Here is a 14,479-nt window from a genome sequence, read left to right on the forward strand (position 1 = left end):
TAACACTTTGTAAACAAAGTTGATGCGGGCGATCGTGACGATGATATGATGTGCGTGGGGTTGGGGTGGCGTCATGGGGCGTGGGTATACGATCTTTGATACGGCCCTCGGCCGTTGCGGCATTGCATGGAGCGATGCCGGAATCACCGGCGTACAATTGCCGGAAGCGCGGGAAATCGAGACGCGGCGGCGCCTGTTTCGTCAGTTTCCCGACGCACGGGAGCAGCGCTCGTGTTCGAATACTGAACTCGCCATCGAAGGCATCGCGGCCATGCTGCGCGGGCAGGAGGTCGACTTCTCCGACGTTGCGCTCGACCTCGACGGCGTCACGCCCTTCAACCAGCGCGTCTACGATTGCATTCGCGCGATTCCGCGCGGCGAGACGCGCACCGCCGACGCGATCGCAGACGAACTGCACGTGCCCAAGGCGCTGAACTCGATCGCGCAGGCACTGACCAAGAATACGTTCGTCCTGATCGTCCCTTGCCATCGCGTCCGCGACATCGGCAACGGCCTCGACAAGCCGTCGCCCAACAGCGGCATCGTCTCCAAGCGTCGGCTGCTGTCGCTCGAAGGCGCACGGCCTCATGCGGGCCTGACGCTGTTCGACGCGTTTCTCGCCGTCGACCGGCCGCGCGCGTCGTAAGCGGACGCCTCGCGTCGCGCGATATTATCTCGCGCATCGCCCTCCACTTTCCTCCGCAATGCGCTAGATTTGCAGGATGACCGCCACCATCCTGTTCGAAAGCCGTGACGTCACCGTGTCCGAGTTCCGCTGTGCAGCGATGCCGGGCGAGCGTCCCTATGTCGAGCAGTATGCCGGCTACTCGCTGTCCTATGTGCGCAAGGGCAGCTTCGGCTGTCGGCACCGCGGCCGCGTCTTCGAGCTGGTCACCGGCGCGCTGCTGGTCGGGCATCCCGGCGATGAGTTCATGTGTACGCACGACCACGTCTGCGGCGACGAATGCCTGTCGTTCTTCTTCGACGATGCGCTGATCGACGAGATCGGCGGCGACAGGCAGGCCTGGCGGGCCGGCGCGATGCCGCCGCTGCCGGAGCTCATGGTCCTCGCTGAGCTCGCAGAGGCCGTCGCCGCGCGCGAGCAGACCCTGGGCCTCGACGAGATTGGCCATATCATCGCCAGCCGCTTCGTCGCGACCGCCACGGGCCAGCAGGCGCGCGCCGCGACACCAGGCCCTCGCGACCGGCGGCGCGCGGTCGAGAGCGCGTTGTGGATCGACGACAATGCGCATGATGACATCGACCTGGCGGCTGCGGCAGGCGAGGCCGGCGTCAGCCCGTTTCATTTCCTCCGGATGTTCGCCGCTACGATCGGCGTGACGCCGCATCAATATCTGATCCGCTCCCGCCTGCGGCACGCCGCGCGGCGCCTCAGCGAGGAGGATACGCCGGTCACCGCCATCGCCTACGATTCGGGCTTTGCCGATCTGTCGAATTTCACCCGCACCTTCGCGCGCGCTGCCGGCGTGTCGCCGGCGAAGTTTCGCAAGGCCTCGCGCGGCGAGCGCAAGATTCTCCAAGACCGTCTGAGCCGCCATTGATTGGATGATCCCGGCGCGTGCGGCAGCCGCATGCGAAGCATGGAGATCATCGATGTACGATCATATCGGCCTCAGGGTCGGCAATCTCGACGCCAGCGTCCGCTTCTACACCGCCGCGCTGGCGCCGCTCGGCCACATCCTCTGCTCCAAGGACGAGGCGTCGGCGGGAATCGGCCCGAAGGGGGAGCCGGCGCTGTGGCTGTATCTCGACAAGGGCGCCAGCAAAGGCACCGCGCATATCGCGTTCCGCGCCAAGGACCACGCGGCGGTCGCCAGATTCCACAGCGAGGGTTTGAAGGCAGGAGGCGGCGACAATGGCGGCGCCGGGCCGCGCACGGACTACAGCCCGACCTATTACGCCGCCTTCCTGATCGATCCCGACGGCAACAACGTCGAAGCCGTATGTCCGTGAGGTCAGCGTCATGGCATCCATCCAAAAGGACATTCCGATCGCGGCCCCGGCCGGTGCAGTGTGGGACGCAGTGCGCGATTTCGGCGCCGTTCATACCAGGGTGGCGCGCGGCTTCGTGACCGGCACCAGGCTCGACGGAGACGTCCGCATTGTCAGCTTCGCCAACGGCAGCGTGGTGCGCGAGCAGCTGGTCGACTGCAACGATCAGCGCCGGCGCCTCGTCTACGCCATCAGGAACGAACGCATCAGCCAGCACAGTGCGTCGTTTCAGATCATCGCGGAAGGCGAGGAGCGCTGCCGGGTGATCTGGACCACCGACGTGCTGCCGCACGAGATCGCGCCCTATATCGAGCAGCAGATGGAGCTCGGCGCGCGCGCGATGCAGGACACGTTGGGCAGGCTGCGCGGATAGCGGCTCAGCCGACACGCGCCGGGGGCGGCGCGTGCGCGTCAGGACCGCGTCCGGCCGCCAGCACGGCCGGGCGCAGCTCCAGCGCCGCGGCCGGCTTCGGCCCCCACCGCGTGAGCATGACGCTCGCGAGCGTCAGCACGCCGAGCAGCACCATCGAGGACGCCGCCAGCATGAAGAAGTCGCCCTCGGTCGCGGCATGGCTCAACAGATAAGAGCCACCTGCGGCGATGAACACGAGCCGCACCGTTTGCGCCAGCACCGGACCGATCACCCTGGCTGCGCCCTGCGAAGAGAAGTACATCGAGATCGCCAGGCCGATGAAGGCATACATCGGCGCGGCGACCTGCAGATAGTGCCGGCCGGCGCCGCGCGCGCTCTCGTCCTGGGTGAAGATGTCGACCCACAATTGTGGGACGATCGCGATCAGCGTCGACAGCGCGCCAACCGACGCGAACGACACCAGCCCCGCCGTCCAGGCGATGCGGCGGGCGCGCGCGATTCGCTGCGCGCCGATCGCCATGCCGACCATCGGCACCGAGGCCATGCCGACGGAGAAGGCGACCGTGGTCATCATAAATTCGAGCCGCGCGCCGATGCCGTAGCCGGCGAGCACCGCGGTGCCGAACGACGCCAGCATATGCGTGAAGATCGCGATCGACAGCACGGATTGCAGCGGCGAGAAGCAGGCGACGGCGCCGACCTTGAGAATGTCGGCGAACATCGCGCCGCTGATCCTGAGGCCGCGCAGCTTCGGCCGGACGCGCGCGCGCCCCGAAAATAGGTACCAGCCCATCACCGAGATGCTGACGCAGAACGCCAGCAGCGCGCCGGCGGCGACGCCGCGCATACCGAGCCCGAGGACCAGGCTGAGCGTGCCGCCCAGCACGATCTGCAGCATCGCCGAGCTCAGGATCATGAACGACGGCAGCTTCATGTTGCCGGTGCCGCGCAGGATGCCGGCCATCGAGTTCATCAGCCAGGGCAGGATCGCGCCGCCGAAGAAGATCTGCAGATAGGCCGTGGCATGGCTCAGCACCGCGCCGCGGCCGCCGAGCAACTCCAGCAAGGCCGGGCCGAACACCAGCATGCCGATCATGAAGGTCGCGCCGAACAGCAGCGCGATCAGCAGCGCATGCGAGGCGAGCGTCGAGGCGCGATCGGTGTCGCCGGCGCCCAGCGCCCGTGCGATCGCCGAGGCCACACCGCCGCCCATCGCGCCGCCGGACATCGTCATGGTCAGGATCACCAGCGGAAACACCAGCGCCATCGCCGCCAGCGCCTCGATGCCGAGCCGGCCGATATAGGAGGTCTCGGCAATGACGACGCAGGTGCCGGCCGTGTTGGCGATGATGTTCGGCCAGGCCAGCGACAGCAGGGTGCGCAGGATGGGTCCGTCGACGAGCTTATTCCGCATCGGCTTCTCGGGGGGCGGCAATGCACGCCCCTCGCCGACCGGATTGTCGGCCAGGCCGATCTCGGACATCTCAGCTCCCCCGCTCGGCCGCGCAGGTCGCGGCCATCTTATCGTTCGATTGCTTTCGCTTTCCTAGCACGGCGCTGGCGCGCGCCCTGTGCGGCAGGCGCATTGGGGGTGCGCGGCAGACGCAGCCGGCTAGAAGCGGAAGTGCTTGGAAAGCTTCAGGCCCTGGGCCTGGTAGTTGGAGCCGATGCGGCTGCCATACATCGCGTTGGGACGCGCCAGCATCTTCTCGTAGACCAGGCGGCCGACGATCTGGCCGTGCTCGAGGATGAACGGCACCTCGCGCGAGCGCACCTCGAGCACCGCGCGCGAGCCCTGCCCGCCGGCACCGGCATAGCCGAAGCCGGGATCGAAGAAGCCGGCATAGTGGACGCGGAATTCGCCGACCAGCGGATCGAACGGCACCATCTCCGCGGCGTAGTCCGGCGGCACCTGCACGGCTTCCTTCGAGGCCAGGATGTAGAACTCGCCGGGATCGAGGATGAGGCTGCCGTCGGGCCGTGCCTTGATCGGCTCCCAGAACTCCTCGACCGGATAGCCGGCGCGGCGGTCGACGTCGACGACGCCGGTATGGCGCTTGGCGCGGTAGCCGACATAGCCGTTCGCATTGCTGCCTGAGAGGTCGACGGACAGAGCGACACCGCCGGCGAGATCCGCATCATCGCGATCCACCAGCCGCTCGGCCTGGTGCAGCGCGATCAATTCGTCCTCCGACAGTACCGCGTCGCGATAGCGGAAGCGAACCTGGGACAGGCGCGAGCCTTCGCGCAACAGGACCGGAAACGTCTTCGGGCTGATCTCGGCATAGAGCGGACCGTGATAGCCGGCGCCGATCATGTCGAAGCGTCGCGTGCCGTCGGCGATCACGCGGGTGAAAACGTCGAGCCGGCCGGTCGAGCTCTTCGGATTGGCGGCCGCGACGATGTCCTTCGGCAGCGCCAGGCTCTCCAGCAGCGGCACGATGTAGACGCAGTTGGTCTCCAGAACCGCGCCGTCGGCGAGCGCGAACTCGTGCAGCTTCAATTCGTCGATGCGCTCGGCGACGGTCGATCCCGGCCCCGGCAGAAAGCTCGCGCGCACCCTGTAGGCGACGTCGCCGAGCCGCAGGTCCAAGCTCGCCGGCTGGATCTGGCTCTCGACGAAATCATATTCGGGAATGATCAGGCCGGCCTCCGCCATCGCCACGATCATGCGATCGGGGAGGATGCCGTGGGCGTCGGCGGGAAGCGAAAACGGCAAGGCCTGATCCTTTGCAGGCGCCGGAACGGCGGCTTGTGGAGCCAATATAGGGACTTTTGACCGGTTATCCGATGGCCGGCTTGACGGAAAGGCCGGTTGCGACTATGAGCACCACTTATCCCGTGGTGATTTGAGCCGGCCGGCTTGCAGCCACGTTAAATAAGTCGCTAAACAGGCCGGGGACGAATGTGATCCCGGCCTTGAGGAGTTTTCCCAGGCCGGTTTTTTTGTGCCCATCGCGCCGAGCGCGGTGGTCACGATGGAGGTCACATGTCGAAGTCCCCCGCGAAGGCGCCGGTGTCGTTCGCCCAGTATCGTCCCGAAACCCGGCTGGTGCATTCCGGCACCTTGCGCTCCGAATTCGGCGAGACCGCCGAAGCGCTCTATCTGACGCAAGGTTTCGTCTACGCCACGGCCGAGGAGTGCGAGGCGCGCTTCAAGGGCGAGGATCCCGGCTTCATCTATTCGCGCTTCTCCAATCCGACCACGGCGATGTTCGAGCGCCGCATGATCGAGCTCGAGGGCGCCGAGGCCTGCCGCTCGGCCGCAACCGGCATGGCTGCGGTCACCACCGCGATCCTGGCCCCCCTGCGGGCCGGCGATCACGTCGTCGCGGCCAAGGCGCTGTTCGGCTCGTGCCGCTACGTGGTCGAGGATCTCCTGCCGCGCTACGGTATCGAGTCGACGCTGGTCGATGGGCTCGATCTCGACCAGTGGCAGAAGGCGGTCAGGCCGAATACCAAGAGCTTCTTCCTCGAGAGCCCGACCAATCCGACGCTCGACGTGATGGACATTCCCGCGATCGCCGAGATCGCGCACGCCCATGGCGCGCGGCTGATCGTCGACAACGTGTTCGCCACGCCGATCTGGCAGAGCCCGCTCGCGCTCGGCGCGGACGTCGTCGTCTACTCCGCGACAAAGCACATCGACGGCCAGGGCCGCTGCCTCGGCGGCGTGATCCTGTCGTCGGAAGCCTTCATCGCCGAGCACATCCACAACTTCATGCGCCAGACCGGCCCGTCGATCTCGCCGTTCAACGCCTGGGTCCTGCTCAAGGGTCTGGAGACGCTCGCGGTGCGCGTGCGCGCGCAGACCGAGACGGCGGCCAAGGTCGCGGATTTTCTCGCCGCGCATCCGAAGATCTCGCGGCTGATCTATCCCGGACGCGAGGACCATCCGCAGGCGGCGACGGTCAAGAAGCAGATGCGCGCCGGCTCGACCCTGGTCGGCTTCGAGGTGAAGGGCGGCAAGGCGGCGGCGTTCCGTATGCTCAACGGATTGAGGCTCGCGCGCATCTCCAACAATCTCGGCGACGCCAAGACGCTGGTCACGCATCCCGCAACGACCACGCATCAGCGGCTGACGCCGGACGCGCGCGCCGAGCTCGGCATCAGCGAGGGCTTCATCCGCTTCTCCGCCGGGCTCGAGCATGCCGACGATCTGATCGAGGATCTCGACGCCGCCCTCAGCGCGGCGTAGCGAATGGCGAAGTGAGCGTCGCGAGTAGACCGATCTCATCGCTGCGCGCTACTCGTCATTCCTCATCCGCACATCACCTCCGGATCCCGGGTTCGCTCGCGCGGCGAGCGCCCCGGGATGACGCCCGCGGCGTCACATCGGCCGATAGGTCGGCACCTCGGCCGGCGCGTTGATGCCGAGCTTGACCTGGCCAACCGAGCGGATGATGTCGTCGCCGAGCAGTTGCGCGAAGCAGGCATAACCCCAATCGCTCATGTGCAAGCCGTCCGAGATCACGAACTCGTTCATCGGGATCGCCTGCCGCTCGTGCCAGTCGCGCATCACCTCGAAGCGCGGGAAGATGCCGGCGTGATGCAGCTCGGCGATGCGGCCGAGCAGCTTGTTCATGCGACCCGCGCTCTCCTGCCGCTCGTTCACGCGCGGCGAATATTGCAGATCGACCAGCACGACATCGGAGGCTGCCGCCTGGATCTTGGCGACGCCGTCCTCGACCAGCCTGGCGGTCTCGGCCGGATCGAGATCGCGCAGCACGGCATTGGTGCCGACCTGCCAGATCACGAGATCCGGGTGACGGTCGATCACCGACGTCTCGATCCGCTTCATCATCTCCGGCGCATCCTCGCCGCCGACGCCGGCATTGATGACGCTGATGTCGACCATCGGATATTGCCGGCGCAGCTGCGCGGCGAGCCGATTCGGATAGGTGTAGTCCGGCGCGCTCGCGCCATAGCCCTGCGTCGACGACGAGCCGAAGGCGACGATCACGATCGGCAGGCCGGAGGCGAGCTTGTTGGCGACGTGCGGCAGCGAAATGAAATTCTTCTTCGCGACGCCCTTCGGCGCCAGGCACGGCACGCGGTTGAAGATGTCGGTGGCCGATTTGGCGACCTGCTTGACCTTGTCGATCGCCCGCTCGGTGATGCTGCGCGATTGCGGCGGCGTGGCCGCGACGCCCTGCCCGGCTGCAGCCGGCGGCTGTGCATCGGTCATGGCCGGCGCGGTCGTCGCCGCAGGCGGCGCGGTCGTGGCCGCCGGGCGCACCGCGGCGATCGGCCCGCGCACCTGATCGTTCGCCTGCGCCAACGTGACGTGTCCGATGCTAGGTCGCAGCTCGCTGATCAGCGGAGTCTTCGGACCGGAGCTCTCCACATCGGACAGCGCGGCGGGTGCAGCCGGTGCTGCGCTCTGCGCCCGTACCGTCTGCGGGCTCAGCGCGAGGGCGATGGCAATGACCGCAACGGCCGAAAGCTTCTCCCATGTCCCGGATACGCGGTGACACTCATTCGACGTCATGAACGACATAATCCTAGTTCTGCTGCGCCGGCCCGATATGCGCCGCGTCGATGATGAACTTCGACAGCGCCCGGCCGATGCAGTCATGAACCTGCCTGGCCAGCTCGACCCCGTGCGTCGGATTGAACAGGTCGAAATCGCCCTGCTCGTTCCACTGCCGCATGATGGCAAACCGATCGAACAGCGGAATGTCGCGGTGCTGCGCCACCACACGCATGTTGTCGACATAGGGCGGCACGGAGATCAATGTTTCCGTCCGCGGACTGTATTGCAGATTCATCAAGACGACGTCAGCTCCTGCTTTCTGCAGCGTCGCCACACCGTCGTCGACCGCCTGCCGGAACTCATCAGGATCGATCGACCGCATGGCGTCGACCGTGCCGGTCTGCCAGATGACCAAATTAGGCCTTTTTCCTTCCACCAGTTTAACGAGATTGCCCGCGACTTCCTCGGCCGTCTTCTTGGGCTGCAGCTCGATGCTGAGATTGACGGCGACCGCCGGCAGCTTGTCCTTCAGCGCAGCCTGCAGACGGGCGGGGTACGCATTGGCGTCGGAGGTGTTGACGATCGAGGACGAGCGGCTTCCGACGACGAGAATATCGAGTGTGCGGCCGTTCTTGACGGCGTCTGCAACCTTCGGGAGCGGGCTCTCGGTGGTCAGCAGGTAGGCCGGCACCTCACAGTTCTGCGGCGCGTCTTCCGCGCGCGCGGAGGCCGCCAGCGAAACAGCCAGCGCCGCGATACCAAACCTTAACCACGAGACGGACTTCATCAGCCCCCTCCCGCCAGATCGGCGTTGCTGCGCGCACCTTTTCGCGCGGCGCCCTTATCGGCCTCACGCTTGTACCACGAAATCAACGACGCCACCCCCCACATGATGAGGATGCCGCAAAGGCTGATCACCGCGTGCATCATGGCGCCGCCGGACACTTCGGCAAGGACGAAGTGGCCCGCAAACGCCAGAAATACGCCAAGACAGAAGATCTCGAGCGAGTGTTGCCCACAAACAATCAGCGGGCGCAGCCACGGCGACTTCAACAGCGGCCAATCCTTGCGCAGATAGTGCACGGTGAGTGCTGCGAGTGCGAGGAAATGCGCGAAGCGCAACACGTCAAGGTCGGTCTTGTCGATCGGATACATCCACTGCTCGATTCGGCGCGGCATCAGATGGCCGAGCTGCGGGATGTACCAGGTCAAGGTCACGCAGAACGCCGCGACCAGATAGGCGACGCAGAGCCCGAGCGTGATCGGCGAGTTGATGATGCGCGACATGCGATGAGCACCGCCGAGCGCGCACCACGCACCGAACACGAACAGGAGCTGCCAGGCGAACGGGTTGAACGCCCAGAAGCCGTTCGGATAGGCCGTCAGATAGAGATCGAGCTCCCAGGTGAGTGCGTAGAGAACGACCGAGAGCCCGAGCGTGACATCCGGACGCCAGCGCATCAGCCACAGGATCAGCGGCAGGAACAGCATCAGCACGATGTAGAGCGGCAGCACGTCCATGTTGACGGGGCGGAAGCGCAGGATCAGCGCCTGCACGATGGTCACGTCCGGCTGCTTGAGAAAATCCATGATCCCCATCTCTTCGGTGTAGAGCGGGTTCTCGAAGCTGGTCGCGACGTAGGAGATCTCGGCGAGGAAGATCGTGAACAGGAAGACATGGGCGACGTAGATCTGCCAGACGCGGCGCAGGATGCGCGCGGTGGCGACGATGAAGCCGGCATCCTGCATCGCCCGGCCATAGACGAATGCCGCCGTGTAGCCGGAGATGAAGATGAAGATCTCGGTGGCGTCGGAGAAGCCGTAGTTGCGGATCGTGAACCAGGTCAGCAGGTTCGGCGGCAGGTGGTCGATGAAGATCAGCCATAGCGCCAGCCCGCGAAACAGGTCGAGCCGCAGCTCGCGCTCGCCGACCGCCGGGAAGGTGATCGCCGGAGCAGCGGTGGTGGCGGGTGCAGCAGTGGCGGCCGGCGCGGCCGCGACGGCTGATGCTGATGCGACCACAGGTGCAGCCGCGCTCGCCGCGGCGGCGGTCTCCGCAGCCGGCGCGGGTGCGGCGCTGGCTGCGGGGGCGGACGGTCCGGCAAGGCGATCGGCAATCGACGTCATCAGGCACCGCGTCAAGGCTGCCAGCCTTCGAGGCCCGGCAGGGGAAATGTAGGGCTGCGCAGTTTTTGCGCAAGCGATGAAGGACTTATCAGCTGGGCCGTGCCCAGTTTTTCGACCTTGGCGGCCAGCTGGTGGGCGATCGCACGACGCAGGACAGGTCGATCGCCGCCAGGGTCTGCCGGCCGCGCCCGATCCGAGTCCAAGGAACGGACCGCGCGTACGGCCGACAGAGTCCGCGATTCTGGTGCCATAATGCGGAACTGTGTTGAAAGCACGATGGCGTCGCGATTGGTTCCGGCGCGGGTTTCCGCTACAATGCCACCATGTATCGCGCCGTGACTCGCCACATCGAAGTGACCGTCGAACCGAACTTCCTGCCTGAGAAGTCGTCGGTGGCCGATGGCCGCTGGTTCTGGTCCTATACCGTCGTCATCACCAACAGCGGGGAGGAGACGGTGCGGCTGCGCAGCCGCCACTGGATCATCACCGACGGGATCGGCCGGCAGCAGGAGGTGCGCGGCGAGGGCGTGGTCGGCGAGCAGCCGGTGCTCGCGCCAGGAGAGCGCTTCGAATACACCTCCGGCGTGCCGCTCACCACCGCGTCCGGCTTCATGGCCGGCTCCTACCAGATGGAGAGCGAGAGCGGCGAGCACTTCGACATCGCCGTGCCGGCGTTTTCGCTCGACAGCCCGGACGGCGGCAAGCGGGTGTTGAATTAGCCGAGCGTGCACTTGGTTCGGCTGATGACCGATCGTGCACCCGCATTTTTGTACTTGGCTTTCAACGTTCATCGCGTATCGGCCCGGCACACCCGCTGACTTCTGCTCAGCTGTCGTCCCGGGCAAGCGTCCGACAACGCGCCAGCGTTGGCGGATGCGCCGACCCGGGACCCATAACCACAGTGTGCAGTTTGGCGACGGCTGGAGCGACGATGCCGTTTCACCACAAGACCCTGTGGTTATGGTTCCCCGCGCGACGTGCGCAATTGCGCACTAGGCGGGGACGAAACCATTTCTGTCGAAGCGAGATTGCGTCACACCGCCCCTCTCTGACTGACGTCACAGCACTTCGCGTTCTCGCGACGCATCCCGCGCCCGAGCTTTGTCGATTCGTTCGCCCTCTCAAAGCAGAGGGCGCAGGGAAGGCCGGGCCTCGGCTGAGGCCCGTGGCCCGCCTGCGAAAAGAATGCAGGCGGCAGGTACCACAGGTTCAGCCGGAACGACCCGGCCCTCCCTGCGCGATCGGTTTTAACGGCTGCTTCGCGTTCTCCCTGGTGCGCCGTGCTTTCTGGCCACCATCCCCACGCGAAGCGAAAGCTCCGGCGTGAGTTGATATCAGCGTCGGGATATCAGGACCGCGCGACTTGACCGTGCGTGCATCGCCGTTCGTCCGCGCGGACTGATCCACGCTGCGGCAATACACGCCCATCGCATCCCACTGCCAACGGTTCGTGACGGTCGCGAAACGCCCCTCATGCGGCAGCAGAGACGCGCGGAAATGTGCCAGTGATTTGCCCGACGACACAAGTTGTTTGTTGCTGCGACAAAGGAGCGCGACGGGCAGTGCGGTCGGCACGATCCAGGATGAACTAATAGCGACGAAGCACCGGACCATAGGGCGGGCAAAAGGCACTTGGAGGCCCGACGATAGAGGCACAAGTGCACGGCGCCGTGCCCACCGCCCGCGACCACCGCTCGCGATCGTGGGAACGCGATCACGCTCGGAGGCGCCGTCGGGGCCACCGTGCCGCCAGCGCGACGCCCTTCGATCATCCCCGCATGCGCGCGATGCCTTCGGCCCAGGTCACGACCGGGGTGTAGCCGAGGTCGCTTCGCGCCTTGCTGATGTCGAGCGTGAAATCCTGGCCGATCATGCGCAGTGTCTGGCGCGTGATCGGCGGCTTGGAGCGCAGATGAAACATGCGCCAGACGGTCTCCATGACGGCCGCCATGCGCCAGGCGATGCCGAACGGTGCGGATCGTTGGATGGGGGGAACGTCCCGGGTGCCGAGCAGATCGGTGATCACCTGCTTGAGCGTGCCGGCCTGCCCGTCGGTGACATGGTAGGCCTGCCCGCCCCGGCCTTTTTCGGCCGCCAATAGCAGGCATGCGACGACATTGTCGACGTGGCTCGTGGACATGAGCTGTCCACCGCCGTCGGGCAGCGCGAAATGACCTGCCCTCGCGGTTTCGACCATGGCATCGAGCATCGGCATCCCCTCGCCCCAGATCAGCGGCGGCCGGACCACGATCGTGCGAAACGCAGCCGTGTTGGCCTGCCGCACCATCTGGTCGGCGTCCGCCTTGGTCGCGATGTAGGGCGCCCAGGACGGCCTTTGCAGCGTCGCATCCTCGCTGACGTCCCTCATCGGCTTCGGACGTCCCATCACCACCGCGGCGGCTCCGGCGGCGACAAATGTCGATGCGCCAGCCGCCTTGGCGGCGGCCAGCATCTTGCGCGTGCCGTCAACATTGGCCTCGCGAAACAGCGCATGAGGGTCCCACTCGCTCAAGTGCCCGGCCACGTGAAAGACCGTGTCGCACCCTTGCATACCCTCGGTCAGCGCCATCTCATCCTGAAGGTCGCCCCAACGGGTCACGACACCCGGGCCCTCGACGGCCGCCGCCGCCTCGTCGCTGCGAACCAGCGCGACCACTCGCACATTCATCTCCCGCAACCGCGCGATGAGGCGCTTGCCGACGAAGCCGGAGCCGCCTGTGACAAAGACATTTTTCATGCTACCTCTATAGCGTTGCTATAGCACTCATATAGCACCGCTATAGGCCAATGCAAGATCCGTCAGGGACTGTCGATGTCGACCGAAGATCAGATTCTATCCGCCGCCGCTGAAATCCTGGAACGGCAGGGCCCCGAAGCCGTGACGACGCGGGCGGTGTGCCAAGCGGCGGGCGTCACCGCGCCAACGCTCTATCACCACTTCGGTGACAAGAGCGGATTGCTGCGTGCCCTGGTCTTGCGGGGGGTCGAGACGTTCATGACACAGAAGCGGACCAACCGTCACACCGCTGACGCCCTCGCCGATCTGAAGCGCGGCTGGAACGGCTGGATCGCTTTCGCACTCGAACGACCAAAATTGTTCCGCATGATGATCGATCAAACCCGGTCGGACCCAGGCGCGTCCAGAGAGGCTTTCGGACTCATGCGGGCGGTGGTCGAGCGGCTTGAAGCCCAAGGGCGTTTGACGACCGACGTGGACACCGCGTCACGAACGATCTGGGCGGCTTCGAACGGCGTTCTGACCCTGTTCTTGCAGGACGTGCCGGCCGCCGAGATCAAGCGGTCGAGTGACATATTGCTGGAGGCGCTTGTCGCGAGGTTTGTGCGAACTGATCAGTAATGCGACTCCATCCCATCGCGTCACGATCCGGCGCCCTGTTGCGCATCACGCCTTGCGGCATCGCTCGCTGGCGCATCGCCGGCCGTCCAATCACTCCTGCCGGGCCGTCGCGTCGTGAATCGACGGCCTAGTTCTCCGTCACGCCCGCCTCGTGCGGGGTGAACTGATAGACCGAGGAGCAGAACTCGCAGGTGACGACGACCTTGTCGTCCTTGACCATGTCGGCGCGGTCCTGGGACGAGAAGCTCTTCAGCATGTTGGCGACCGCGTCGCGCGAGCAGGAGCAGCGCGCCTGCAGCGGCACGGTGTCGAACACGCGCACGCCGCGCTCGTGGAACAGGCGATACAGCAGCCGCTCGCCGGACAGCGCCGGGTCGATCAGCTCGATATCCTCGACTGTCGCGACCAGCGATTGACCCTCGATCCAGGCCTCGTCTTCCTCGACCGCGTGCAGCTCGGTACCCTCCGGCGCATCGCCGGGATGCAGATCGGCCTGGCGCAGGCGCTCGGGCGCCTGCGGCAGGAATTGCGTCAGCAGGCCGCCGGCGCGCCAGCGGTGCTTGCCGCCGCTCCACTCCTCGCCGACAGCGAGGCGCACCCGCGTGGGGATCTGCTCGGAGCGGAGGAAGTATTCGTGCGCGGCCTCCTCCAGGCTGCCGCCGGAGAGCGCGACGAGGCCCTGGTAGCGGCTCATGTCGGCGCCCTGGTCGATGGTCATCGCCAGATGGCCCTTGCCGAGCAGGCCGCCGGAGTCCTTCGCTTCCGAGAGCCGCGCCTCGTCATAGCGTGCGTAAGCGCGCAACCGGTCGGGCGCCTGGAAGTCGACAACCAGAAACGAGACCGGACCATCGGTCTGGGTCTGCAGGATGAAGCGACCGTCGAACTTCAGCGAGGAGCCGAGCAGGGTCGTCAGCACGATGGCTTCGCCGAGCAGCTTGCCCACGGGCGCGGGATAAGCGTGCTTGGTGAGGATGTCGTCGAGCGCCGGGCCCATGCGGGTCAGCCGCCCGCGCAGATCGAGCGCCGCGACTTCGAACGGCAGCACGGCGTCGTCGACCGGCACCGCCGAGGGCGCGCGGCTGGTGTCGAGGTTGATGTTGGTAGCGGGGGGATTGGCTGTCATGGGGCGTAT

At 66.1% G+C, this 14,479-nt stretch carries 15 protein-coding genes and 1 riboswitch; of the genes, 7 read left to right on the top strand and 8 right to left on the bottom strand.

Going from position 1 to position 14,479, the window contains the following annotated elements; all coding sequences use genetic code 11:
- The first annotated feature begins 73 nt into the window (after nucleotides 1–73).
- From ACQR1X_RS29850 to ACQR1X_RS29865, 4 genes are all read left to right on the top strand, one after another.
- Nucleotides 74–646 (top strand): methylated-DNA--[protein]-cysteine S-methyltransferase, encoded by a 573-nt coding sequence (locus ACQR1X_RS29850; RefSeq protein ID WP_316218167.1) that lies wholly within the window; start codon nucleotides 74–76, stop codon nucleotides 644–646.
- A gap of 76 nt (nucleotides 647–722) precedes the next feature.
- Nucleotides 723–1,562, top strand: a complete 840-nt coding sequence (locus ACQR1X_RS29855; protein ID WP_434838112.1) for a helix-turn-helix transcriptional regulator — start codon at nucleotides 723–725, stop codon at nucleotides 1,560–1,562.
- A gap of 52 nt (nucleotides 1,563–1,614) precedes the next feature.
- Nucleotides 1,615–1,974, top strand: coding sequence for a VOC family protein (locus ACQR1X_RS29860; protein ID WP_434891665.1), 360 nt, complete (start codon nucleotides 1,615–1,617; stop codon nucleotides 1,972–1,974).
- A gap of 10 nt (nucleotides 1,975–1,984) precedes the next feature.
- Nucleotides 1,985–2,386 (top strand): SRPBCC family protein, encoded by a 402-nt coding sequence (locus ACQR1X_RS29865; RefSeq protein ID WP_316218166.1) that lies wholly within the window; start codon nucleotides 1,985–1,987, stop codon nucleotides 2,384–2,386.
- A 4-nt stretch (nucleotides 2,387–2,390) separates the two neighbouring features.
- Here ACQR1X_RS29865 and ACQR1X_RS29870 read toward each other — a convergent pair whose 3' ends face one another.
- Both ACQR1X_RS29870 and ACQR1X_RS29875 read right to left on the bottom strand, forming a co-directional pair.
- Nucleotides 2,391–3,869, bottom strand: coding sequence for an MATE family efflux transporter (locus ACQR1X_RS29870; protein WP_434838114.1), 1,479 nt, complete (start codon nucleotides 3,867–3,869; stop codon nucleotides 2,391–2,393).
- Between the two features lie 129 nt (nucleotides 3,870–3,998).
- Nucleotides 3,999–5,105, bottom strand: coding sequence for a 2'-deoxycytidine 5'-triphosphate deaminase (locus ACQR1X_RS29875; RefSeq protein ID WP_316181992.1), 1,107 nt, complete (start codon nucleotides 5,103–5,105; stop codon nucleotides 3,999–4,001).
- A gap of 112 nt (nucleotides 5,106–5,217) precedes the next feature.
- A riboswitch (SAM riboswitch) is annotated at nucleotides 5,218–5,297 on the top strand.
- 78 nt (nucleotides 5,298–5,375) lie between these two features.
- Here ACQR1X_RS29875 and ACQR1X_RS29880 point away from each other — a divergent pair.
- A complete protein-coding gene (locus ACQR1X_RS29880) occupies nucleotides 5,376–6,584 on the top strand; it encodes an O-succinylhomoserine sulfhydrylase (RefSeq protein ID WP_434900165.1) in 1,209 nt (402 codons plus the stop codon).
- A gap of 132 nt (nucleotides 6,585–6,716) precedes the next feature.
- Here ACQR1X_RS29880 and ACQR1X_RS29885 read toward each other — a convergent pair whose 3' ends face one another.
- Genes ACQR1X_RS29885 through ACQR1X_RS29895 form a run of 3 tightly spaced genes read right to left on the bottom strand, consistent with a single transcriptional unit; the run spans nucleotide 6,717 to nucleotide 9,989 of the window.
- The gene (locus tag ACQR1X_RS29885; RefSeq protein ID WP_315801589.1) at nucleotides 6,717–7,877 is read right to left on the bottom strand and encodes a GDSL-type esterase/lipase family protein; all 1,161 of its coding nucleotides are present in this window, start codon (nucleotides 7,875–7,877) and stop codon (nucleotides 6,717–6,719) included.
- A gap of 13 nt (nucleotides 7,878–7,890) precedes the next feature.
- Complete coding sequence (locus ACQR1X_RS29890) at nucleotides 7,891–8,649, bottom strand: SGNH/GDSL hydrolase family protein (protein WP_315801590.1); 759 nt, start codon at nucleotides 8,647–8,649, stop codon at nucleotides 7,891–7,893.
- Nucleotides 8,649–9,989, bottom strand: a complete 1,341-nt coding sequence (locus tag ACQR1X_RS29895) for an OpgC domain-containing protein (RefSeq protein WP_315801591.1) — start codon at nucleotides 9,987–9,989, stop codon at nucleotides 8,649–8,651. Before ACQR1X_RS29895 ends, ACQR1X_RS29890 begins: the two co-directional genes overlap by 1 nt.
- 323 nt (nucleotides 9,990–10,312) lie before the next feature.
- On the opposite strand from ACQR1X_RS29895, the gene apaG reads away from it, so the two are divergent.
- Nucleotides 10,313–10,708: a Co2+/Mg2+ efflux protein ApaG gene (gene apaG / locus ACQR1X_RS29900; RefSeq protein ID WP_315801592.1), complete on the top strand. Its 396-nt coding sequence runs from the start codon at nucleotides 10,313–10,315 to the stop codon at nucleotides 10,706–10,708.
- A 490-nt stretch (nucleotides 10,709–11,198) separates the two neighbouring features.
- Here the strand turns inward: apaG and ACQR1X_RS29905 are convergent, their stop codons facing one another.
- Together ACQR1X_RS29905 and ACQR1X_RS29910 are read right to left on the bottom strand one after the other, a co-directional pair.
- Nucleotides 11,199–11,564, bottom strand: a complete 366-nt coding sequence (locus ACQR1X_RS29905) for a hypothetical protein (RefSeq protein WP_315801593.1) — start codon at nucleotides 11,562–11,564, stop codon at nucleotides 11,199–11,201.
- A 193-nt stretch (nucleotides 11,565–11,757) separates the two neighbouring features.
- A complete protein-coding gene (locus ACQR1X_RS29910; protein ID WP_434900166.1) occupies nucleotides 11,758–12,726 on the bottom strand; it encodes an NAD-dependent epimerase/dehydratase family protein in 969 nt (322 codons plus the stop codon).
- A 75-nt stretch (nucleotides 12,727–12,801) separates the two neighbouring features.
- Between ACQR1X_RS29910 and ACQR1X_RS29915 the strand changes: the two genes are divergently transcribed.
- Complete coding sequence (locus tag ACQR1X_RS29915; RefSeq protein ID WP_316181998.1) at nucleotides 12,802–13,347, top strand: TetR/AcrR family transcriptional regulator; 546 nt, start codon at nucleotides 12,802–12,804, stop codon at nucleotides 13,345–13,347.
- Between the two features lie 127 nt (nucleotides 13,348–13,474).
- Here the strand turns inward: ACQR1X_RS29915 and ACQR1X_RS29920 are convergent, their stop codons facing one another.
- Nucleotides 13,475–14,470, bottom strand: coding sequence for an Hsp33 family molecular chaperone (locus ACQR1X_RS29920; RefSeq protein WP_316181999.1), 996 nt, complete (start codon nucleotides 14,468–14,470; stop codon nucleotides 13,475–13,477).
- Between the last annotated feature and the right edge of the window lie 9 nt (nucleotides 14,471–14,479).

The sequence above is a fragment of the Bradyrhizobium sp. HKCCYLRH3073 genome (genome assembly GCF_051167995.1).
Classification (GTDB): Bacteria; Pseudomonadota; Alphaproteobacteria; order Rhizobiales; family Xanthobacteraceae; genus Bradyrhizobium.

Coding starts and splice junctions, on each gene's coding strand:
- ACQR1X_RS29870 (WP_434838114.1), bottom strand. CDS start 3,869: ATGTCCGAGATCGGCCTGGCCGACAATCCGGTCGGCGAGGGGCGTGCA.
- ACQR1X_RS29915 (WP_316181998.1), top strand. CDS start 12,802: ATGTCGACCGAAGATCAGATTCTATCCGCCGCCGCTGAAATCCTGGAA.
- ACQR1X_RS29860 (WP_434891665.1), top strand. CDS start 1,615: ATGTACGATCATATCGGCCTCAGGGTCGGCAATCTCGACGCCAGCGTC.
- ACQR1X_RS29895 (WP_315801591.1), bottom strand. CDS start 9,989: ATGACGTCGATTGCCGATCGCCTTGCCGGACCGTCCGCCCCCGCAGCC.
- ACQR1X_RS29920 (WP_316181999.1), bottom strand. CDS start 14,470: ATGACAGCCAATCCCCCCGCTACCAACATCAACCTCGACACCAGCCGC.
- ACQR1X_RS29880 (WP_434900165.1), top strand. CDS start 5,376: ATGTCGAAGTCCCCCGCGAAGGCGCCGGTGTCGTTCGCCCAGTATCGT.
- ACQR1X_RS29865 (WP_316218166.1), top strand. CDS start 1,985: ATGGCATCCATCCAAAAGGACATTCCGATCGCGGCCCCGGCCGGTGCA.
- ACQR1X_RS29850 (WP_316218167.1), top strand. CDS start 74: ATGGGGCGTGGGTATACGATCTTTGATACGGCCCTCGGCCGTTGCGGC.
- ACQR1X_RS29885 (WP_315801589.1), bottom strand. CDS start 7,877: ATGACGTCGAATGAGTGTCACCGCGTATCCGGGACATGGGAGAAGCTT.
- ACQR1X_RS29855 (WP_434838112.1), top strand. CDS start 723: ATGACCGCCACCATCCTGTTCGAAAGCCGTGACGTCACCGTGTCCGAG.
- apaG (WP_315801592.1), top strand. CDS start 10,313: ATGTATCGCGCCGTGACTCGCCACATCGAAGTGACCGTCGAACCGAAC.
- ACQR1X_RS29890 (WP_315801590.1), bottom strand. CDS start 8,649: ATGAAGTCCGTCTCGTGGTTAAGGTTTGGTATCGCGGCGCTGGCTGTT.
- ACQR1X_RS29910 (WP_434900166.1), bottom strand. CDS start 12,726: ATGAAAAATGTCTTTGTCACAGGCGGCTCCGGCTTCGTCGGCAAGCGC.